Source organism: Methylorubrum extorquens, assembly GCF_024169925.1.
Taxonomy (GTDB): domain Bacteria; phylum Pseudomonadota; class Alphaproteobacteria; order Rhizobiales; family Beijerinckiaceae; genus Methylobacterium; species Methylobacterium extorquens_A.
In genome coordinates this window covers 2169027-2188507 of record NZ_JALJXF010000001.1, presented here as the reverse complement: position 1 = coordinate 2188507, position 19481 = coordinate 2169027, and the positions used below count along the sequence as shown (strand labels likewise).

At 64.8% G+C, this 19481-nt stretch carries 20 protein-coding genes and 1 tRNA gene; 11 read left to right on the top strand and 10 right to left on the bottom strand.

Features of this window, described 5'->3' with window-relative positions:
- Positions 1–40 precede the first annotated feature (40 nt).
- Positions 41–826 (top strand): class II glutamine amidotransferase, encoded by a 786-nt coding sequence (locus J2W78_RS10275; RefSeq protein ID WP_253370276.1) that lies wholly within the window; start codon positions 41–43, stop codon positions 824–826.
- Between the two features lie 152 nt (positions 827–978).
- Positions 979–1770 (top strand): TSUP family transporter, encoded by a 792-nt coding sequence (locus J2W78_RS10270; RefSeq protein ID WP_253370275.1) that lies wholly within the window; start codon positions 979–981, stop codon positions 1768–1770.
- A gap of 28 nt (positions 1771–1798) precedes the next feature.
- Here the strand turns inward: J2W78_RS10270 and J2W78_RS10265 are convergent, their stop codons facing one another.
- Entirely contained in the window at positions 1799–2845 is a 1047-nt protein-coding gene (locus tag J2W78_RS10265) for a MaoC family dehydratase (protein WP_253370274.1), read from the bottom strand.
- Between the two features lie 200 nt (positions 2846–3045).
- The gene (locus J2W78_RS10260) at positions 3046–3336 is read right to left on the bottom strand and encodes a YggT family protein (protein ID WP_003604312.1); all 291 of its coding nucleotides are present in this window, start codon (positions 3334–3336) and stop codon (positions 3046–3048) included.
- 122 nt (positions 3337–3458) lie between these two features.
- On the opposite strand from J2W78_RS10260, the gene J2W78_RS10255 reads away from it, so the two are divergent.
- From J2W78_RS10255 to J2W78_RS10245, 3 genes are all read left to right on the top strand, one after another.
- Positions 3459–3534, top strand: a tRNA-Ala gene (locus J2W78_RS10255).
- Between the two features lie 325 nt (positions 3535–3859).
- On the top strand, positions 3860–4804 hold the full coding sequence (locus J2W78_RS10250; RefSeq protein ID WP_253370273.1) for a toll/interleukin-1 receptor domain-containing protein: 945 nt from the start codon (positions 3860–3862) through the stop codon (positions 4802–4804).
- Between the two features lie 17 nt (positions 4805–4821).
- Positions 4822–6330: a DUF2235 domain-containing protein gene (locus tag J2W78_RS10245; RefSeq protein WP_253370272.1), complete on the top strand. Its 1509-nt coding sequence runs from the start codon at positions 4822–4824 to the stop codon at positions 6328–6330.
- Positions 6331–6509: 179 nt separating this feature from the next.
- Here the strand turns inward: J2W78_RS10245 and J2W78_RS10240 are convergent, their stop codons facing one another.
- Together J2W78_RS10240 and J2W78_RS10235 are read right to left on the bottom strand one after the other, a co-directional pair.
- Positions 6510–7388, bottom strand: coding sequence for a hypothetical protein (locus J2W78_RS10240; RefSeq protein ID WP_253370271.1), 879 nt, complete (start codon positions 7386–7388; stop codon positions 6510–6512).
- Positions 7385–7735 carry a hypothetical protein gene (locus J2W78_RS10235; RefSeq protein WP_253370270.1) on the bottom strand — a complete coding sequence of 117 codons (351 nt, stop codon included), beginning with the start codon at positions 7733–7735 and terminating at the stop codon, positions 7385–7387. The genes J2W78_RS10240 and J2W78_RS10235 overlap by 4 nt, the downstream gene beginning before the upstream one ends.
- 338 nt (positions 7736–8073) lie before the next feature.
- Here J2W78_RS10235 and J2W78_RS10230 point away from each other — a divergent pair, with 338 nt between their 5' ends.
- Together J2W78_RS10230 and J2W78_RS10225 are read left to right on the top strand one after the other, a co-directional pair.
- A complete protein-coding gene (locus J2W78_RS10230; RefSeq protein ID WP_253370269.1) occupies positions 8074–8586 on the top strand; it encodes a DNA-binding protein in 513 nt (170 codons plus the stop codon).
- 54 nt (positions 8587–8640) lie between these two features.
- Positions 8641–9720, top strand: coding sequence for an IS630 family transposase (locus J2W78_RS10225; protein WP_253368020.1), 1080 nt, complete (start codon positions 8641–8643; stop codon positions 9718–9720).
- Positions 9721–10096: 376 nt separating this feature from the next.
- Here the strand turns inward: J2W78_RS10225 and J2W78_RS10220 are convergent, their stop codons facing one another.
- The 6 genes from J2W78_RS10220 to J2W78_RS10195 all read right to left on the bottom strand — a co-directional run bounded on the left by J2W78_RS10220 (position 10097) and on the right by J2W78_RS10195 (position 16011).
- Positions 10097–11125 (bottom strand): HpcH/HpaI aldolase/citrate lyase family protein, encoded by a 1029-nt coding sequence (locus J2W78_RS10220; protein ID WP_253370267.1) that lies wholly within the window; start codon positions 11123–11125, stop codon positions 10097–10099.
- A gap of 1 nt (position 11126) precedes the next feature.
- Complete coding sequence (locus J2W78_RS10215; RefSeq protein ID WP_253370265.1) at positions 11127–12230, bottom strand: cysteine protease StiP domain-containing protein; 1104 nt, start codon at positions 12228–12230, stop codon at positions 11127–11129.
- 14 nt (positions 12231–12244) lie between these two features.
- On the bottom strand, positions 12245–13045 hold the full coding sequence (locus tag J2W78_RS10210) for a hypothetical protein (RefSeq protein ID WP_253370264.1): 801 nt from the start codon (positions 13043–13045) through the stop codon (positions 12245–12247).
- Positions 13042–14202 (bottom strand): phosphoribosyltransferase domain-containing protein, encoded by a 1161-nt coding sequence (locus J2W78_RS10205; RefSeq protein WP_253370262.1) that lies wholly within the window; start codon positions 14200–14202, stop codon positions 13042–13044. Before J2W78_RS10205 ends, J2W78_RS10210 begins: the two co-directional genes overlap by 4 nt.
- Positions 14199–14765 (bottom strand): DUF1523 family protein, encoded by a 567-nt coding sequence (locus J2W78_RS10200; protein ID WP_253370260.1) that lies wholly within the window; start codon positions 14763–14765, stop codon positions 14199–14201. The genes J2W78_RS10205 and J2W78_RS10200 overlap by 4 nt, the downstream gene beginning before the upstream one ends.
- Positions 14766–14886: 121 nt before the next feature.
- Entirely contained in the window at positions 14887–16011 is a 1125-nt protein-coding gene (locus tag J2W78_RS10195) for a trypsin-like peptidase domain-containing protein (RefSeq protein WP_253370258.1), read from the bottom strand.
- 344 nt (positions 16012–16355) lie between these two features.
- Between J2W78_RS10195 and J2W78_RS10190 the strand changes: the two genes are divergently transcribed.
- From J2W78_RS10190 to J2W78_RS10175, 4 genes are all read left to right on the top strand, one after another.
- On the top strand, positions 16356–16931 hold the full coding sequence (locus J2W78_RS10190; RefSeq protein WP_253370256.1) for a TerD family protein: 576 nt from the start codon (positions 16356–16358) through the stop codon (positions 16929–16931).
- 28 nt (positions 16932–16959) lie between these two features.
- On the top strand, positions 16960–18186 hold the full coding sequence (locus J2W78_RS10185) for a TerD family protein (protein ID WP_253370254.1): 1227 nt from the start codon (positions 16960–16962) through the stop codon (positions 18184–18186).
- A gap of 65 nt (positions 18187–18251) precedes the next feature.
- Positions 18252–18707 carry a tellurite resistance TerB family protein gene (locus J2W78_RS10180; RefSeq protein ID WP_253370252.1) on the top strand — a complete coding sequence of 152 codons (456 nt, stop codon included), beginning with the start codon at positions 18252–18254 and terminating at the stop codon, positions 18705–18707.
- Between the two features lie 141 nt (positions 18708–18848).
- Entirely contained in the window at positions 18849–19421 is a 573-nt protein-coding gene (locus J2W78_RS10175; protein ID WP_437178552.1) for a TerD family protein, read from the top strand.
- Positions 19422–19481 lie beyond the last annotated feature (60 nt).

The window sequence follows — 19481 nt, the reverse complement described above, 5'->3', positions numbered from 1 at the left end:
ATAGCTCGCCCCGGACCGCAAAGGAGGCTCTCGTCCCGCCATGTGCCGCTTCCTCGCCTATCTCGGTGAGCCGGTCTTCCTGAACGAGCTGGTCTGCGCCCCGACTCATTCGCTGGTCCATCAGTCGCTGCACGCCTCCGAGGCGAAGACCGAGACCAACGGTGACGGGTTCGGGATCGGCTGGTACGGCGAACACGCCGAGCCCGGCCTCTACCGCGACATCTGCCCGGCCTGGTCCGATGAGAACCTCGTGAATCTCTGCCGTCAGGTGCGGGCGCGGACCTTCTTCGCCCATGTGCGCGCGGCCACCGGCACGGCAACGACGCGGGCGAACTGCCACCCCTTCGCCCATGGCCGCCACCTGTTCATGCATAACGGCCAGATCGGCGGCTATCATCGGATCAAGCGGCGCCTTGAGGCGATGATCCCCGACGAGCTGTACGACACCCGCCGCGGCTCGACCGATTCGGAGGCGCTGTTCCTGCTGGCGCTGGCCAACGGCCTCGACGCGGATCCCGTCGGCGCCATGGAGGCGACCTGCGCCACCGTACGCGGCCTGATGCAGGAGGCGCGCATCGCCGAAGCCTTCCGCTTCACCGCCGTGCTCACCGACGGCGAGAGCCTCACCGCCTTCCGCTGGGCCTGCGACGGGCGCCCGCCGAGCCTCTATTACCGCGAGAGCGAGCGCGGCCTCACCGTCGTCTCCGAGCCGATCGACGGCTGCAAGGAGGGCTGGAAAGTGGTGCCGAAGGGTGGAACGCTGCGGGCGAGCCGCGGCAGCCGCGCCGTCGTGAGCCTGCCCCGCACGGAGCGCGCCGCCGCCTGAAGGCTTGCCCGGACAGGGCAGTCGTGATCATGGATTCGAAAGGACGAGTCCTTGTCAAAGGTGCAGGGCAGGGCCCTGCACATCGGCTCCGCCGAGATCAGGGCTCTGCCCTGACAACCCGCCAAAGGGCTTGAAGCCCTTTGGGATCCCCGATGAGTATCGAGCTTGAGACGGTCGCCGGCCTGTTCGGCGTGGCCGTGGTGGCGGGCGCCGTCGATGCCATTGCCGGCGGCGGCGGGCTGATGACCCTGCCGGCCCTGCTGCTCGCCGGGCTCGACCCCGTGAGCGCCATCGCCACCAACAAGCTCCAGGGCAGCGCCGGCTCGGTCTCGGCCACGATCGCCTTCGCCCGGCGCGGGCTGATCCGCTGGCGCGAGGCCGGGCCCGCCGCGCTCGGGGCCGGCCTCGCCTCGGTGGGCGGGGCACTCTGCGTCAGCCTGCTGCCGCGCCCGGTGCTCGACGCGCTGGTGCCCGTCATGCTCGTCGGGATTGCAGGCTACTTCGCCACGGCAAGGCGGATGAGCAACGAGGACGCGACGGCGCGCATCACGCCGGGCCTGTTCGCCGTCACGCTCGCGCCCGCCATCGGCTTCTATGACGGCGTGTTCGGGCCCGGCGCCGGCTCGTTCTACATGATCGGCTTCGTGACGCTGCTCGGCCTCGGCGTGGTGCGCGCCACCGCCCACACCAAGCTGTCGAACGCCGCGAGCAACCTCGGCAGCCTCGCCCTGTTCTCGCTCCAGGGCGCGGTGATCTGGCCCGTGGGGCTCGCGATGGCGGTTGGCGCCTTCCTCGGGGCCCAGGTCGGCTCGGCGCTCGCCGTGCGCCTCGGCGCCCGGCTGATCCGCCCGCTCCTCGTCGTCATCGCCTGCGCGATGGCGCTGCGCCTGCTATCGAACCCGGCCAACCCATTGCGTCAGGCCGTGACCGGGTTCTTTTCGTAAAGGTGTCAGCCCGTTACGGGCCGACGCTTCAGCGCGGAATGAAGGCCCAATAGTCGAGATCGAGGATCACCGACGGGTCGTACCCCTCGCCCTGCTTGTCCGGATAGGCGCCGCAGGACTGGTTCTTGGTCGCCACCGTGCGCAGTCGCAACGCGCCGATATCGCTGCGGCCGGGCAGTTCGGCCGTCTCCAGCACCTCGGACCAGGCGTAGACCGTGTCGCCGGCAAACAGCGGGGCGACGTGGCGGCCGGCATTGATGCCGCCGATGGCGAACGCGTTGGCAAGTCCGTTGAAGCTGAGCGCGCGGGCGAGCGAGATGACGTGGCCGCCATAGATCAGGCGCTTGCCGAACTTGGTCTCCTTGGTCGCCACCGCGTCGAAATGGACCTTGGCGGTGTTCTGGAACAGGCGCGTGGCGATCTGGTGCTCGGCTTCCTCGACGGTCATGCCATCGACGTGGTCGATCTTCTCGCCGACCGCGTAATCCGCGAAGCGATGCGGGCTGCCGGCGAGCGCGAGGTCGTAGGCGGCCGGATCGAGCGGGGGCAGGGCGTGGGCGAGGTCGGCCGGGTTCACGACCTTGGCGAGGCTCGGCACGTGCTCCTCGGCGATCCTGGCTTCCGGGTCGCGCTTGCGCACGAGCACCCAGCGGCAATAGCTCAGGACGGTCCGGCCCGAGGCGTCGGAGCCGGTGGAGCGCACGTAGACCACGCCGGTCTGGCGGTTGGAGCTCTCCTTGAGGCCGATCACCTCGGAGACGGTGGAGAGCGTCTCGCCGGGATAGACCGGGCGGTGGAAGCCGCCCTCGGCGTAGCCGAGATTGGCCAGCGCGTTGAGCGAGACGTCCGGAACGGTCTTGCCGAACACGACGTGGAAGGTGAGCAGGTCGTCGAGCGGGCTCGCCGGATAGCCGATCGCCTTGGCGAAGGCGTCCGAGGACTGCACGGCGAAGCGCGGGCCGTAGAGGGCGGTGTAGAGGGCCACGTCGCCCGTGGTGACGGTGCGCGGCGTGGCATGGCGGATGGTTTCCCCGAGGCGAAAATCCTCGAAGAAGCGGCCCGGATTGGTCTTCATGGCGCGCGCGTCGCTCCCTGTGCGGCTCTTGCTGGCCGAGCGGGGCCCCGTCTTGAATACCGTATTCAGGACGAGGCCCTAAACTTCTGACATTGCATCGGCTTTTCGGCCGAACCGATGCCCGTCCGCCTTAGCAACGAGCCCGGCGCCCGCGCAATGCCGCGCTTCGTGCCGGGGGAGGACGGGCGCCGGAGTAGGGCTCAGAATGCGAGCTGGACGTAGAGGTCGGTGGCGAGCTTCTGGGCGAACAGCAGCAGCAGGATCAGGATGATCGGCGAGATGTCGACGCCGCCGAGATTGGGCAGCAAGTTACGGATCGGCCGCAGCACCGGCTCGGTGACGCGATAGAGGAACTCGCCGATCTGCGAAACGATCGGATTGCGCACGTTGACCACGTTGAAGGCCACGAGCCAGCTCAGCACGGCGCTCGCAACGAGGACGTAGATGTAGAGCTGGATGATGGTGTTGAAGAGCCAGAGCAGGGCGTTCATGCGGGGGGTATCGGTCCTCATCGCCCCGCACGGAGACCCGGCGTGAGGGACGCGGGTGCGGCGGGAAATTTCCGGAATTGACAGGCCGAAGCGGACAAGCCTACAAGGCCCTCGCCTCGGACGGGGCTGTAGCTCAGATGGGAGAGCGCCGCAATCGCACTGCGGAGGTCAGGGGTTCGATTCCCCTCAGCTCCACCAGGTTTTCTTCGCGCAAGAAAACCGAAGGGTGGCAAGGGCTTGGAAATCTGAGACCCAGGAATAAGACCCAATTAGACCCACGTCACCGGTCGTTTTAGACCCACGCTGGCGCTCGAAAAATATCCAAAGTTCCGTACGATCCGTCCTTGAGGCGAGGGACGTTCCAGCCCGCCGATCCGCATCTGAAGGCAGGCTTATGGATGGGCCCGTCGGTAGGAGCGGAGACGCGATCCTTCGAGGCGCACCTGGAACGAATTATGAACACCGTCGTTGCATCCCGACATGTCCGTCCAGGGATCCAGCCTCCCGGACGAAGGGGGCTGACATGGCAACCGTCTTCTTCTCTTATTCGCACGTGGACGAAGGACTGCGTGACCGGCTTGAGATCGCCCTGTCAGCCCTCAAGCGGCAGGGCCTGATCGAGGCGTGGCACGACAGACGGCTGATCGCCGGAGACGATTTCGACCGCGGCGTGCGGGGCGAACTCGAACGGGCCGACGTGATCCTCCTCTTGGTGTCGCCCCACTTCATCGCATCGGACTATTGCTACGGCGTGGAGATGACACGGGCCCTGGAACGCCACGAGCGCGGCGAGGCCAAGGTCATTCCTGTCATCCTTCGTGCCTGCGATTGGCATCCTCTGCCGTTCGGCAAGCTTCTGGCTGCACCGCGCGATGGCAAGCCGGTCCGGTCGTGGCCCGATCTGGACGAAGCCTTCCTCGATGTCGCGCAGAAGATCCGTGCAGCCCTCCCGAAGGCCGAGGCCGCTCGGGCGCCGGCCCTAACCACGGCGCAGCCGGCGCCAATGGCTCCGCAAGGCCCCCGGTCGAGCAACCTGCGCCTGCGCAAGAGCTTCACGGAGGTCGATCACGACCGGTTCCTCGACGACAGCTTCGAGTTCCTCGCCCGCTTCTTTGAGAACTCGCTCCAAGAGCTGAAGGCGCGCAACGAAGGCATTGATACCGCCTTCCGCCGCATCGACGGCAACCGCTTCACGGCCGCGGTTTACCGGGATGGGACCGCCGTCTCTCGCGGCTCGATCGTGCGGGGCGGCATGTTCGGACGAGGGATTAGCTGGTCAGCCAATGACGAGGCTGCGAGCAACAGCTGCAACGAGTACCTGTTGGTCGAGAACGATGAGCAGGGCCTGTTTCTGCGTGCTGGTGGGATGCCTCACATCGGCCGGGGCAATTCTGAGGGCAAACTCACGCAGGAGGGGGCCGGGGAGTACCTATGGGAACTCCTGATGCAACCGTTGCAGTGGCGCTGAGCGGCACGGAGCGCGCCATGCCGAAGAACATCGTCATCTTCTCGGATGGGACCGGCCAAGACGGCGGCATCCGGCCGGAGCAGCGGGTCAGCAACGTCTACAAGATGTACCGGGCGGCCCGCGTCGGACCCGAGACCGGGATCAATCCGACCGCGCAGGTCACGTTCTATGATCCGGGTCTCGGAACAGATGCTGGCGCCACGGGCCTCACGGCACCGATGCGGTTCCTGCAAAAGCTCCTGGCTTCCGTCACCGGGCAGGGCATCACCGTCAATGTCGCCGACTGCTACGCCTTCATCCTGAATCACTACCGACTCGGCGACCGGATCTACCTCGTCGGCTTCAGCCGCGGTGCCTACACGGTGCGGTGCCTCGCCAATCTCCTGATGCTCTGCGGGATTCCCACCAAGACCCCAAAGGGACCTCTCCGACGCTTCCGGAAACAGACCCGCGACATCGCGGAGGAGGCGGTCTCGAAGGTCTTGGAACAGGGGGCCGGAAAGGCGAGGGGGCTCTACGAAGCCGACCGCTTCGAGCAGGCTCGTCGCTTCCGTGAGCGGTATGGTTCGAACGCCGCGGACGATCCGGAAAACTCCAACGCCGCACCCTACTTCATTGGCGTCTTCGACACCGTCGCCGCTCTCGGTGCCAGGGGCTTTCGGCGCTACGCCATCGGGGCTGGGCTCGCCCTCCTCGGGGTAGGTGCAGTCGCAGCGATTGCCGGGCTGCTGAGCCTGATACCTGCGGTTTCGTTTCGTCCGACCTTCCTGCTGATCGGCTTCGCCGCGGTCCTCTACGCCGGCTGGCGCTGGCTGACCGACCATTTGAAGACGACCTGGTACCCCGAACGGACCGGATGGAAGCGCTGGATCCCGAACTGGCACTTCGCCGTCTGGCGCGCCGGGTACTACGACCGTCTCCTCAGCCGCTCCGTGCGCTTTGCCCGGTCGGCCAATGCGATCGACGAGACCCGTGAAGACTTCGACCGGGTCCCGTGGGGCGGCAAGCCTCAGGAGCGGATGCCGGGCGAGCCCGAGACCTTTCGCCAAGTCTGGTTCGCGGGCAACCATTCCGACATCGGCGGCAGCTACCCGGAGGCCGAATCCCGTCTCTCCGATATTGCTCTCGACTGGATGGTCCAGGAGGCGAGGTCACTTCCCCACCCACTGGTAATGGAGGAGGACAAGCTGCACCGCCATCCGCAAGCCGATGGGGTCCAGCACTGCGAGATTGCGGGCATGCACGACACTATCGAGCAGCGCGCGTGGAAGATCCTGCGACCCCTTACCGGTCGGCTGAACTGGAAGGCGCTATCGAACGGGCGCGACATCAAACCCGATGCAGTGGTGCATCCGACGGTGGCCGAGCGCTTCGCTTTGTCGAATGTGGCGAGCTGTTCGGGCACGGGACCCTACCGACCGCGGGCACTCAGGAAGCATCGAGATTTCAAGGATCTCTACGCCATCCCGGCAAGCACGGTCTTGCCGGGCCCGGCGGCTGCCGATGGACAGACGGCCTCGGCGTAGTGCCCACGCATCTCGTGCCGCCTGATATGGTGTTGACCGTCTGCAGCGCTGGCTACAGTGAATGACTGCAAGTTGAGCAGCGCATCTCGCCTGCAAAGCTTTCGGTAGCGTCCATTCATACTCTAAGACAGGGATCCCGGATCCTACCAATGAGACCGGTGGGTCGTGCGCGAGTTTCCTTACGCGTCCTTCGAGGTCGGCGCCGCTTTACGGCCCCGCCGTGCGGCGCCCCGTTCAACGCTGCCAGCTTGCGACTTCGCCGCGCGCCGCTTTCCGGGCTTCGCGGCGCTCGATTTCGCCGCGGCGACGCGCCGTGATGGCCGGGCCTCGAACTCGAATACCATGTGAATCACGTCCACATGGAAGTGACCCTTCACCTCGGAGACTTCCAAGTCCACATCCAAGACGTGTTTGGTCGTCCTGATCTCCTCACCGGCGATCAAGGTGGTCGTCAGCCGGTCGCCGGGTAGGTTCGCTTGCAGGCCCGCCTCAATCGACGCTTGCCAGGCAGGGGTGTCCCGGTCGGTCACGTACGCGATCATGCACCCGAAGGCCCCCAGGGTGTATGGGGCCTTGGCATTGTCGAACCGCAGTAATCCATGCCTGCTCAGGTACTGGCTCTCGATTTCCGACTCGACCGTCAGCTTCTTGGCTTCGATGCGCAGGTCGATGCCGGCCGCGTGGATCGCGATCTGGATGTCGGTGGGCTTTGACTGGTTGCCAGTCTCCTCCTCCACCGCCCTGTCGACCTCAACGTTGAAATCCATCCGTTTGAGGTCCGGGATTCCCGGCTCCACGAGCGGCGCGGCGATGAACTGACGGTCCCGGGTCTTACGCATCATCGCGATTATGGCCCTGCTGACCGCCGTCTCGTCGGGCAGGCGGGTGCCTCGGTACTTCTGCAGGGGCTCTCCGAACCATCCCGGCCGCCTCTCCTCCCTCGCACGCACTTCCGGGGTGTTGAGCGTTTGGACGGCCAGCCTAATGGCAAGCACCACATCGTCCATGAACTTGAGCCATGCATCGGCCGACGGATTGAGCCGGATGTCGTCGCTCATCCTCGGTCCGCCGCCACGAGCCTCACGAGGGCGCCGGCATCCTCGACGGCCTGGTCTGACATCCAGGCGAAGAGGGCGGACGTCTTCTTGATGAGGCCGATCCCGGCGTCCCGGTCGTAGGAGATCACGCTGGCGGCCACGAATGTCCCGTCGTTCGGTTCCGGATCCCGGTCCGCGGCTTCGCAACCGAACGAGACGCGGAGGGCGATGACACCGTCACGTCTGTCGCCAACGGCGATGCTCGGCGCGAACCTATCCGTGAAGTTGACCGCGACCTCGCGCCTGAAGCGCCGGACGTAGGCTTCGAGGGTGTCGTCGCTCACCTCCTCGAACGCGGTTTCGGGCAAATGGGCATCGGCGTAGCCCTCGGAGGAAATCGGCTAGTCGCAACCCATTGATTTCCATCGATCGCGGTTCGATCCGATCCGTTCCGATGCGGTCTCGTCCCTTCGAGAAAAAGCTAACCCTCGTGAAACTCGCGGGACGACTTCAGCCCCTTTTCTGATGGTTTCGGTAGTGGATAGCTCGTTTACCAAGGTCCAAAACCGATGGCCCGCCGCTCACGGCTGGCCCAGGATAACCGCGCGTAACGGTATCGGACATCGATACCCAGTACCAATACCGTCCGGCGGTTGAAACGGTGGATTTACCCGGATCGGCTTTTCTCCCCGTGACGGAGAGAGTGATGGCCGATCGAGACGAGATTTATCGGACCGCCGACCTGCTGCTCGCGGACGGCCTTCTGGTCTCTCAGGCGAACGTGCGCGACCGCTTGAAGGACCGCGGTTCGTACCGTGACATCGCGCCGATCCTGCGTGACTGGAAGGTCGAAAGGAACTATCGGGCGCGACCGGGACGTGAGGACCTCCCAACATCCGTTGTGAGGTTGCTTGATGCCTTCGCTCTCGAAGCGTGGAAGGTCGCCCGCGTGGATGCACACGCAGCGCTGGAAAACGATCGCGCGAAGGTGCTGGAGCAGCAAAGGATCTCGGAAGGATTGGTGATCGAGCTTGCCGCGGCTGCCGACGCCGCCGAGCACCGCCTCGCCGAGAGCGAGCGCGCTACCTTGGAAGCTCGGGATCGCGCCGACCGCTTGGACAGGGAGAGCACTGATCTTCGCCGACAAATCGACGTGCTCGAACGGCGAGTCCGGAGGCTGAAGGCCGAGGCCTACTGGGACCTAGTGGTTCAGCCCTGACGGTTGAGTCCGTCCGGGGTTCCGGTTTGAAGTCCGTCCTGCGAGTCTCGTGGGATGCGCAGTGACATCTCTTTCACGCTCTCCGCCTCGGATCGCCTTCGGCTAGAGGCCCTGGTCGCGGATCGAAACACTCCGCAGAAGCACGTTTGGCGCGCTCGCATCGTGCTGCTGAGCGCCGATGGGATCGGGACGCACGCGATCATGCGTGAGGCGGCCGTGTCCAAGACGGCGGTCTGGCGCTGGCAGGACCGCTTCGCGCAGGAGGGCGTCGAAGGGCTCCTGCGAGACAAGACGCGGCCGGCGCGCATCCCGCCGCTGGGGCCGGAGGTGGCGGCGCGTGTTGTGGCTCTGACGCAGGAAGATCCGCCCGGCGAGACCACGCATTGGACGGCCGCCGCCATGAGCAAGGTCACAGCCATAAGCATTTCGTCGGTGCAGCGGATCTGGCGGAGGCACGGCCTACAGCCACACCGGGTCCGGCAGTTCAAGCTCTCTACCGACCCGGCCTTCGCTGCCAAATTGCGTGACGTCGTCGGGCTCTACGTCGATCCGCCCGCCCATGCCGTCGTGCTTTCGGTCGACGAGAAGAGCCAGATCCAAGCGCTCGCCCGCACGCAGGCCCCGTTGCCGATGAAGCCGGGCCAGCCGACGACGCGCACCCACGACTACAAGCGCCACGGCACGACGACCCTGTTTGCCGCTCTGGACATCCTGGAGGGCAAGGTGATTGGCCGCTGCATGCAGCGCCACCGGCATCAGGAGTTCATCCGTTTCCTCAACGCGGTCGAGGCGGCGGTTCCGGCGGGCAAGATCGTCCACGCGATCCTGGACAACTATGCCGTTCACAAGCACCCGAAGGTCCGCGCCTGGCTCGATCGCCACCCACGCTGGACCTTCCATTTCACCCCGACCTCAGCCTCGTGGCTCAACGCCGTTGAGGGCTTCTTCGCCAAGCTCGCAAAACGCCGCCTGCGACGCGGCGTGTTCGGATCGCTGATCGAGGTACAGGCGGCCATCAAACGCTTCATCGCCGAGAGCAACGGCGACCCCAAGCCCTTCACCTGGACCGCCGACCCGGATCGCATCATCCAGGCCGCAAGGCGCGGGCACCAAGTGTTAGACTCGCACCACTAGTCATGCGAGCTGCTCACGAACTGCTGCCTGCCGAGCATGGCCTGACCGCGGAAGAGATCGTCGCACAGCTGCCGTCGCTCTTAGGAGAGCATGCATAGGGTCAGCACGATCCGATCACGGCACCTGTCCTCAAAGAAAAGATGCGGGTGCGGGTCGGGGCAAAAAAATATTTTCGCATGGATGGAGACAATCGCTTCTACCGGATAGTCTGATCGCATCTCGCTGCGAGTGGATACGGCCCCAGCCCTCTCTCGTCGAAGCTGACCCTCAATGTTTCAAGCGGCAGGCTCCATGTCCGCCCGTCCTCCCTGGGCCAGCGCCAAGACTGCTGCTCGATTGCTTACAGCCGCGGACAGCACACCCGCTGTATATCTCGCTACGGGGCAAACTCCTCGTAGGTGGGGCTACCGGCTTCGACATCCGCAACCCGGGGACGGATAGGCTCTCGGTCGCGGAGGGGAGGCGGGACCGCGGCAGGAGGGTCGATTGAGCGAAGACCATGACAGCGCGTCCGCTCGACGATAGAGATCGCCCAGGCGCGGTGAGTGGCGGGCTCGCACATGGCGCCTCCATGCCGGAAGACGGCCGGGGCGCCAGGAGCGAGGATGAGCTGGGCTGCGTCGAGATCCTGCTCTCGCACCGCGAAGGCGGCGTGGATCGACGGGATCTGCGAGGGGTGGATGGCGGTCTTACCGACAAACCCCCAGGCAACGTCCTCCGCAACTTCGCGCTCCAGGGTTTCCGTGTCGTCGATGATCTCGTGCACGGGCGCCGTGAGGTGAAAGCCCGCCGGGACCATCAGGTTCACCAGATTGGCGAGCACGCTCCGCAGCGGGCCGTCATAGACGGTCCGACCGCGGCTACGGCGCAGCCCGAGGCAAGCCATGAGGTCGTTCCCCCCCACCCTCAGAGCCAGGATCCGTCCAGCGGCGTCCGCAGTCAGTTCGTCGCGCAGGTCGCGCACCGCGACGGGGTCGAGGATCTCCGCGGTTTCAAGGGTCGGCATCAGCCGCAGCGTAGTTCCTGAAACCACGGTTGCCCAAGCCTTGACCTGCCCAGGTCTGACCTTTGGGCAGACGAAACCGTCCAAGGACTCGATGCCGGGTAGTCCGGCGAGGGCAAAGGCCATTTCAAGGTTGCGCGGTCGCACGAACACGAGCGGGGTAGCCACATGATTGCGTTCTGAATTCCGAAGGTCCGACAAAAGCTTCGAGAGGCGGAGGAGCCCCTCAGCAACGTCATTGTCTGCGACGGCATCCTCAAGACAGAGAACCACCGAGCGAAGCCCCGGCAACTTTCGGCCGAGGGCGACGTCGGCCGCGTTTGCATGAATCATCGGTACGTAGAGGGTCGCCCCGAGTGCGTAGGGGTGGACCTGGCGCAACGTTGGTGCGTCGGGGGCCATGTCAGTCGACCTTCCGGATCAAGGTGATCGCCCTGTAGGGGCCGAGGGCAGGACCAAGCACGTCGAGTGTGACGCCGGATGAGCTTGTAAGGGCCACCAGGGGAGCGAGATCCGGCTCGCCGGGATCGGTGATCAGGACGCGCTCGGGAACGCGCCGCAGGACCGCCCGCGTCGCCTCGGCGATGCCCGGCTTGATCCGGTTGCGGTCCATGACCCCGAACCTGGCGACGACCGAGGCGACGGCTTCCTCGGCGGCGGATCGCGCCGCGAACCTATCTGCATCCGTCCACTTCGCCGGCCCAACCGTGCCGAGGGCAACCTGGACGTGGGGCCATACCGTATCGACGAAGGTGCGGGAGACATCGTGTTCGGCAAGATGCGATTGCACGGCGCAGGCGTGAAACTGACCGGGCCCCACAAGGGCGTCATTGAGCACGGTTCGGCTGGTCAGGCCAGAAACCGTAGCTCCGAGGATGCCGGATGGGATGAGCCAGTCCTCCCCCGAGGCCGACAACCATGCCCGTCCGGCCGCGTCGGCTAGGGTCACGAGCCGCGGGGAGAGGATGGGATACCCGGCAAGGCTCGCCGCAAGTTCGCTCGCAATGGCTCCCTTGCCCGTCCACCCATCGACGAAGACGAGACCATCGGCCGGTCGGCGGGCGAGGACATGGTCGAGGGCGACCGCGTCGATGCCTCTATCGCGCACGATCGAGATGCCGAAGTGAGCCACGTCGGCTCCGAGTTCGACGAGCGCGCGTCGCAGGAGGACACCGAGGGGGACGCCCGCCCGCACGAGGCTGACCAGCGTCACGGGCCGCCCCGCTCCCTGGAACAAGGTGAGTGCAAGCGCGGCCGTGTCTCGGCCGAAGCGTCGCGCACCGGCATCGAGAGCGGAGTGGTAGAGTGCGGCGTAGGCGGGTGAGGGGGCTGTCTCCGCGCTGAGCATCTCCGAGTAGTGCCGCTGCCCGGACTGAATGAGCCGCTCCTTCTCCGCGATGCCGACAGGCGTGATCGCAATCGGTCTGAGCAGAAACTCGACATCGAGCGGGGCGTAGCTACCGTGGAATCCGGCGGCATGCGCGGCAACGACGTTGCGGGCGTTCATTGCGTCACCGCTTCCTACGTCGGGTTATCGAGGGGCGGCCGCCCAGCCTGCCGAGAAGCTGGATCCTGTTCCACGAAGATGCCGGCCAGCAGGTCGGCCAACTGGCCACGAGAAGGCGTCGCCATCAGGTCGCAGAGTGCCATGAAACCGAAATCCGAGATCGAGTCGCCGATCCCGACAATCAACCGCCCTGGATCCGAACGGCGCGCGTCATCCACGAGGCGTTCGCACGCCAAGCGCTTGGAGATGCAGGCCGGGATGTAGGCCATGTTGTTGCCGTTGCGGTGGAGGGTCCACCCCGCCGGGGCGGCTAGCGCATCGGCGAGTGCGGCGAGCCCATTTCCGTTCTCGTCGGCGTTGTCCTTGAAGACGGTGTAGGCTCCGATCCCGTCCTCTTCGACGATCCACGAGCGGAGCTCTAGTCCGGTTTCGAGAGCGATTTGCCGCCCGCGGTCGAGGAGGAAATCCAAGTCCCTTCTTGCGGCGGCAAGCCCTCGCGCGATTTCGGCACGCCATGCGGTGTCCACCTGCCCGCCCGGCAACAGCACGACAGCGCCATTCGCGAGAACGGCACCATGCGGAAATGGAAGCCTGACCCGCGTGAACGCCTCGCTTCCTCGCGCCGTGACTGGAACGAGCTCGGTCGTCTCGCTGAGCCACATGAAGAGATTGGATTGAGCGCGCGTCGCGTAGGAGTGTCGCCCGTTGGACGCTTCCGCGGTCAACGTAAGATGCCCAGCCTCCGCGGACGGGCATTTCCGTCCCGATTGGAACAGCGTGTCGTCGAGATCCACGAGAACGAGGGGGCGGATCACGAGGCGGCCTCGGACAGGATGGTGAGGGCAGGGCCGAGAGCGCGCACGAATACCGGATCGACACAGCCCGCGGCAGTTTCGGTGCAAAGCAAGATGTGGTCGTACGCGGCCGGATCGACGTTGTAGGCGAAGTTCGGGATCCCGATGCCGTACGAGTCCCGAAAACACAGGGCCGAGCCGATGGCATGGCCAAGGGCAATGGGCGAACGCGTCACGGCCGAGAAACGGACATGACACCCTGCCGCTTCCAGCGCCTCGGCTATGAGGAAGGGGCGCCAGACATGCTCACTCGTTCCCAGTACGAGGATGCGGCCGCCGGACTTCAAGTCGGGGACGGCCGCGACGTCGGGATGACGGTGGATCCCCAACCGCCCCCAATCACGGCTTGGGTTCAAAGGGAAGGTACCGGACGCCGTCACGTCGACGTGGGGCATGCACGGGACGGATGCACCGGCGCATGGCGTCCAAGTAAAGCGTCCCGAAAGCAGGCTCGCGATGTCGACCCGCTCCCCCCAATCTTCGCCGGCCTTACCGCCGGACCAGTCCGTGATGGTGGCGAGCACGACCCTGCGGATGCTTCCGAGGCCCGCTTCGTTGAGTGACGCCCGCAGGTTGGAAAGCGTCCGGCCGGTGGTGATTTCGTCATCCACGAGGATGAGGGACCGCGCTTTGGCAACCATGTCGCGCAGGGTCTCGGCAACGGGTTGGTGCACGAGGTGGGACGTCGCGTGACTGTGGTCCTCGGAGAACCGGGCGAGGATCGGACCGCCGAGCGGGTGTCGCGTGCTAGGGAGATAGACCGCATCGTCCCGCCCGGTGAGACGACACCACTCCCTGTGCACGCCGGCACCCAAGCCGATGGCGGTCTCGGCCATCCCCATCACCAACACGGGTCCGGGAAGGTCGAAGGAGACCTTCGCCGCTAAGCCTGCAAAGGTCGACCGCATGACGGAGGGGGCAACTGGGATATGACGGCCCAGTACGCATGACACGAAGAGGAACGCTCGCTTCGGATTCCGCCGTTGGGCGAAGCCGAAAAGATCCTCGGGCGGGACATCCGAGGCATGGACTTCAACCGCAATGCGCCCCGTGGGCAGGTCCGCATGGAAGTCGACGCGGAAATCCGTGGTGGGCTGCTCGATGGCGACCTCGATCATTGGGGGATCCTGCGAACGGCTTCCGGCGGCGCGATCCGCAGGTGGCGCCAGCGGCGGTACAGGTAGGCGAGCCAAGCGATCACGGCAGCGAGGATTGTAAAGAATGCGATGTTGAACCAGGGCACCGGCACGTAGCCACGCGGGACGCGGCGGATAGCCGTGACATTGGGAAACATCGAAAGCAGGTTCACCCGCCAGCCATAGGACGTAACGAGGGCGTAGTTGCCGTCCTGTGATGCGTCGGAGGCGATTGACGCTGCGGTCGACTGGACATCAGCAGAGTTGAACTTGAAGTAGAATGGAAAGCCCCAGCCGGTATCCTCGTTGTGGTATACGTGCTGTCGCCGTGTATCCGGATCTTCGGTGAAGATCTGGTAGACCCCCGTCGTTCGATCCTTCTTGCCACGCCCTTGCAGATAAACGTCCGAGTTCAGCACCCGAACGAGGCGATGGGACGGCAGGTAAAAGTCTAACGCAAGCCCTATAGGGGCCATGATGATCACGGTCGCCGCAGCGAGAGCGATGCGGCGGCGGACCTTGCTTCGGGGACCTTGAATTTTCATGAGGCGTCCACTCTGTCGTCCGGCCGTACGCAAGCGGCAGGCTCCGCTTCCGCCACGTGTGCGGTGCCAAACGGCATCTGGAAGGGCGTCCCCTCGAAAATTGCGGTACGGGTTATGACCGTCACCGTCTCGCCTCCAATCGCCACACGGCACCGCGTGCGATACGGGCGACTCCCGCCACATCAGCCTCCGGCCGGTCGTCGTTCGCCAACAAAGCGCTGAGGCCGGCTGCCTCGACGAGGGCCTGGGCGAGGCAGCCCCGTACAGCGAAGTTCACGTTCTGCGCTCCTTGGAGCGAAGCCGTTACGACGCCGATGACGCGGCCTCGGGTGTCGAGGACAGGCCCCCCGCTCGACCCACCTTGGATTGGCGTCGTGATCTGCAGGATCCGCGCATCCTCCGATGGACCGAGGAGCCCGGATACCGATCCATTCGCGACCTGCGGACCCGACCCCAGGAAACCGGCGAGTGGATAGCCCAAGGTGATCGCCGTCTCGCCAAGAGATGGACCGTGACCGGTCCGGAACGGCAAGGGTGTGCCAGCGACATCGGCCTGCAGGCGCACCAGCGCGAGGTCGCAATTGGCATCGATGATGACAGGCTCCGCCGACGTGCGCCCCTCGAACCCCGCGGCTACGAGAGTGCGCGCGCCTTCGACGACATGAGCATTGGTGATCATCAGCCCCGGAGCTACGAGAAAGCCGGTACCGGTCCAGGCGGGGGCTCCGGCAGACCTCTCGTCGGATGGGGGTGGAACTGGCGGAAGCGGCACCGGCTCGCCATCGTCGTCGATGATGACGCCATGGAGCCGCCCCAGGTAGGCAAGCCCGCGCGAGGTGCCTTCGGAGAGTGCTCGCAGCTTCCAGCCACCCCCATGCCGATACAGGCGGGCAAAGACGATCTCGGTAAGGCGCCCGACATCGGCCGCAGGCGTCAGAACGGATCCGTCGACGGTGAACCGAGCTTCGGCGGCAGCAGATAACGTTCGCACGCCACGCACCGCGTACACAACGAGCAGAACGCTGTCCGTGCCGCTTCCGAGCGCTTCCAGATCGACCTCACGACGTCCAGCGCCGAAATCCAGCAGATAATGACGTGGTGGCGAGCCAAGATGCCAAGGCAGAGCTGGCGACGGGCCCTGCGGGATCGCTGCCAGAGCGAAGCCTGATGGGAGGCCTATTGCCTCGAACTGGACGCGGGGGGCCGCGATAGGACGGTTCTGGCCGATAATGAGGCTCGTGCCCATGCTACGCCCTCAGGCGACGAAAGTGATCCATCGCCGCGTTTGATGCCCCACGACCAGCAACGCGATGCCATATCGTTACATCAAGAAGCAATGCTCGCGCGTAGCAGCGATCAAATTCATTAAATAGATGCATTTTTGCAATCGGGCTCCTGGTGTCGTTTTGACAATTGGGTCGATGCGCCTATCAAATGATCATTAAAACATCGCAGTGCTTGTGTGAATTTAGAAAAACAACGCCAGTAAGCAGCTTGACAGGACAATACAACCAAGTAGGTTTCGCCCGCAAGCGGCCGTGGGTAGCGATCCCTGAGCCGTATCGGGGTTGGGGCGCGATGGCCGTTTCGTTGACCAAGGGCAGTTCGATCTCGCTCACCAAGCAAGCTCCAAGTCTCGCAAGGATCAGTATGGGCCTCGGGTGGGATCCCGCGAAGAAAGGTGGCGGGTTCCTAGGCAAGCTTTTTGGCGGCGGCGGCAGCGATTCCATCGACTTGGATGCCTCTTGCCTAGCCTTCGCAGGCGGGCGCCATGTCGATACCGCCTATTTTGGCCGCCTCGACATCCTTGGTGGCGCGATCCACCACAATGGCGACAATCTGACGGGCGACGGCGATGGCGACGATGAGGTGATCGATATCGACACCACGCGCCTACCTGCGGAGATCGACGCCCTCGTTCTGACCGTGAACTCCTTTCGCGGCCAGACCTTCGATGAGGTCGACAACGCCTTCTGCCGGGTCGTGGACCAATCCAATGGCAGGGAGCTCGCTCGCTTCACTCTGGCGGAGAAGGGGCGCCACACCGGCGTCGTCATGGCCGTCCTCCGTAGGGCCGGCAGCTCGTGGGACATGCAGGCGATAGGCCGGTCCGCACACGGACGTACGGCGGCCGATCTTGTCGGGCCTGCCCGGGAATGTCTCTGAGCCGGGTCCCCTCAGGAAGAGCGCCGACATGACCACTCTCACGATGGGCGGGAACGCCCCTGTGCCCAGCGGCGACCTCATGGTTGTCGTGGAATGGGCTTCGACACCGGGTCTCGACGAAATCGACGCAGCCGCCTTCCTGCTTGGCGCGGACGGGCGCGTGTCGGGTGACGCGGACATGATTTTCTATGGCCAGAAAGGCGATGGCGCCGTTCGCTTCGAGCGCGTACCCGGCCATGTGCCCGACCGTGACGCTTCCGTCTTCCACATCAAGACGGCGCTACTCCCGGATCGCGTTCAGCGGGTGGCATTCAGCGGGACGATACACGGTGCCCGGGAAACCGGGATGCATTTCGGAAAGATCGCAGGCCTCCGCATCTCCGTTCAATCGGCACAAGGCGATGCTGTCGCATTCATTCCACCTCCGGCCTCCAACGGCGAGACCGCGTTGGTTCTCGGCGAACTCTACCGCCGGGACGCAGGCTGGAAGTTCAAGGCGGTCGGACAGGGTTTTGCCAGCGGCCTTGCCTCTCTTGCGAGTGCCTACGGCGTCGACGTGGAGGATGCCGCAGTTGCATCTCCGCCGCCGGCACCCAAGCCGCAACCTGTCGCCCCTGCACCCGTCTCGCCACCGACACCGAAGCCGATCAATCTTTCCAAGGTCAGCTTGACCAAGGAACGTCCGACCGTTTCGTTGGAGAAGCGGTCGGACTACGGAGATGTGACGGTCAACCTCAATTGGAGCAGGGCAAAGACCGGCGGACTTTCCGGGCTGCTCCAGCGCGGTGGTGGCGGGATCGACCTGGATCTCGGTTGCCTCTACGAGTTGACCGACGGATCGATCGGTTGCGTCCAGGCGCTGGGGAACAGTTTCGGCCGGCTCGACCGGGAGCCATTCGTGGCCCTCGATTCCGACGACCGCTCCGGCGCTTCCGTCGACGGCGAGTGGATGCGGGTGAACGGCCGGTACTTCACCAACATCCAGCGCCTGCTCGTTTTCGCTTTCATCTACGACGGCGTGCCCAACTGGGCTCGCACCGACGGTGTGGTGACCGTGCGGGTCCCGGGCGAAGGCCCCGTCGAAGTTCGTATGGAAGAGGGATCGAACGCCAAACGCATGTGCGCCGTGGCGTTGATCGAGAACGACGCAGGCCGGATGCGGATCTCCCGGGAGGTCGCGTACTTCCGAGGGCACGACGACATGGATACCGCTTATGGCTGGGGGCTACGCTGGAAAGCGGGTTCGAAGAACTGAATTAACTCGCCGCCTGACAAGTTTTCGCGGCGGACACACGCAACGTTTCGAGGGATAGCGGAACGATGAGCGCACTGAATTGGATCAAGGCACAAGGCGAGGCAGCATCGTCTGCGCTCAAGGGCGAAATCGCCCGCTTCAATAATCGAAAGTTCATGCAGGGCGCAGTCGCCATCGGGGTGGCCATCGCCGCGGCGGACGGAACTATCGACCAGGACGAGAAGCGCAAGCTTTATGGCGTGTTCCAGAACCTGGAGGCTTTGAAGGCTTTCAAATGGGACACCGTGCAGCCGCTCTTCGATGAGCTGAAGGGCAAGTATGACTTCGACGCCGAAATCGGTCTCGCAGAGGCGATGAAGTACGTCGGGGCACTTCGCAATGACCCAGCCGCGGCCCGCCAGCTGATCCGTATCGGCATCATGGTCGGCGGTGCGGACGGCACCTTCGACGCCAAGGAGAAGGACGTGGTGCGTAAAGCCTGCCATGAGCTTGGCCTGTCGCCGGCCGACTTCGAACTTTGAAAGGGTGAAGAGGGGACCCTGGAGGAGGCGTCTCCTCACCAGAGTATCGTTCCGGGTCCAGGGCCACGATCGGGTCCTGTCAACGACGGGCGCTCCGAGGGCGCTCCCAGCAATTCACGAGAAAAGGGGATCAAGATGGCCGTGAGCCTCAGCAAGGGCGGCAATGTCAGCCTGTCCAAGGAAGAACCAAATCTTTCCAAGATCCTAATCGGGCTTGGCTGGGATAATCGCAAGACGGATGGGAAGGATTTCGACCTCGACGCTTCGCTCTTCATGCTCAGCGATGCCGGCCGGTGTTCGAATGACGCAGGGTTCATTTTCTACAACAACAAGGAATCGGCCGACGGGTCGGTGAAGCACCACGGGGACAACCGCACCGGCGAGGGTGACGGGGACGACGAGAAGATCAGCGTCGTTCTCGGCAAGGTCGGCTCCGATGTGCAGAGGCTTGCAGTCACCGTGACGATCCATGAGGCGAGCGAGCGAGGCCAGAATTTCGGTCAGGTCCAGAACGCGTTCATTCGTGTGGTCAACGAGGACACCGGGCGCGAGATTGCCCGCTACGATCTCGGCGAAGACTATTCGACGGAGACCGCGATGGTGTTCGGCGAAATCTATCGCCACGGCGGCGAGTGGAAGTTCAAGGCAATCGGACAAGGCTACGCGGGTGGCCTGAAGGCCATGGCAACCCAGTACGGCATCAACGTCGGCTGATTGCCGGTTTTGCCACCATCGCGCTCTTCTGGAGCGCGCCCCAGTCCGCCCCCGTCCCAC

Excerpts from the sequence above, each read along its gene's own strand:
- J2W78_RS10275 (WP_253370276.1), top strand. The coding sequence starts at position 41 with ATGTGCCGCTTCCTCGCCTATCTCGGTGAGCCGGTCTTCCTGAACGAG.
- J2W78_RS10270 (WP_253370275.1), top strand. The coding sequence starts at position 979 with ATGAGTATCGAGCTTGAGACGGTCGCCGGCCTGTTCGGCGTGGCCGTG.
- J2W78_RS10265 (WP_253370274.1), bottom strand. The coding sequence starts at position 2,845 with ATGAAGACCAATCCGGGCCGCTTCTTCGAGGATTTTCGCCTCGGGGAA.
- J2W78_RS10260 (WP_003604312.1), bottom strand. The coding sequence starts at position 3,336 with ATGAACGCCCTGCTCTGGCTCTTCAACACCATCATCCAGCTCTACATC.
- J2W78_RS10250 (WP_253370273.1), top strand. The coding sequence starts at position 3,860 with ATGGCAACCGTCTTCTTCTCTTATTCGCACGTGGACGAAGGACTGCGT.
- J2W78_RS10245 (WP_253370272.1), top strand. The coding sequence starts at position 4,822 with ATGCCGAAGAACATCGTCATCTTCTCGGATGGGACCGGCCAAGACGGC.
- J2W78_RS10240 (WP_253370271.1), bottom strand. The coding sequence starts at position 7,388 with ATGAGCGACGACATCCGGCTCAATCCGTCGGCCGATGCATGGCTCAAG.
- J2W78_RS10230 (WP_253370269.1), top strand. The coding sequence starts at position 8,074 with ATGGCCGATCGAGACGAGATTTATCGGACCGCCGACCTGCTGCTCGCG.
- J2W78_RS10225 (WP_253368020.1), top strand. The coding sequence starts at position 8,641 with ATGCGCAGTGACATCTCTTTCACGCTCTCCGCCTCGGATCGCCTTCGG.
- J2W78_RS10220 (WP_253370267.1), bottom strand. The coding sequence starts at position 11,125 with ATGGCCCCCGACGCACCAACGTTGCGCCAGGTCCACCCCTACGCACTC.
- J2W78_RS10215 (WP_253370265.1), bottom strand. The coding sequence starts at position 12,230 with ATGAACGCCCGCAACGTCGTTGCCGCGCATGCCGCCGGATTCCACGGT.
- J2W78_RS10205 (WP_253370262.1), bottom strand. The coding sequence starts at position 14,202 with ATGATCGAGGTCGCCATCGAGCAGCCCACCACGGATTTCCGCGTCGAC.
- J2W78_RS10200 (WP_253370260.1), bottom strand. The coding sequence starts at position 14,765 with ATGAAAATTCAAGGTCCCCGAAGCAAGGTCCGCCGCCGCATCGCTCTC.
- J2W78_RS10195 (WP_253370258.1), bottom strand. The coding sequence starts at position 16,011 with ATGGGCACGAGCCTCATTATCGGCCAGAACCGTCCTATCGCGGCCCCC.
- J2W78_RS10185 (WP_253370254.1), top strand. The coding sequence starts at position 16,960 with ATGACCACTCTCACGATGGGCGGGAACGCCCCTGTGCCCAGCGGCGAC.
- J2W78_RS10180 (WP_253370252.1), top strand. The coding sequence starts at position 18,252 with ATGAGCGCACTGAATTGGATCAAGGCACAAGGCGAGGCAGCATCGTCT.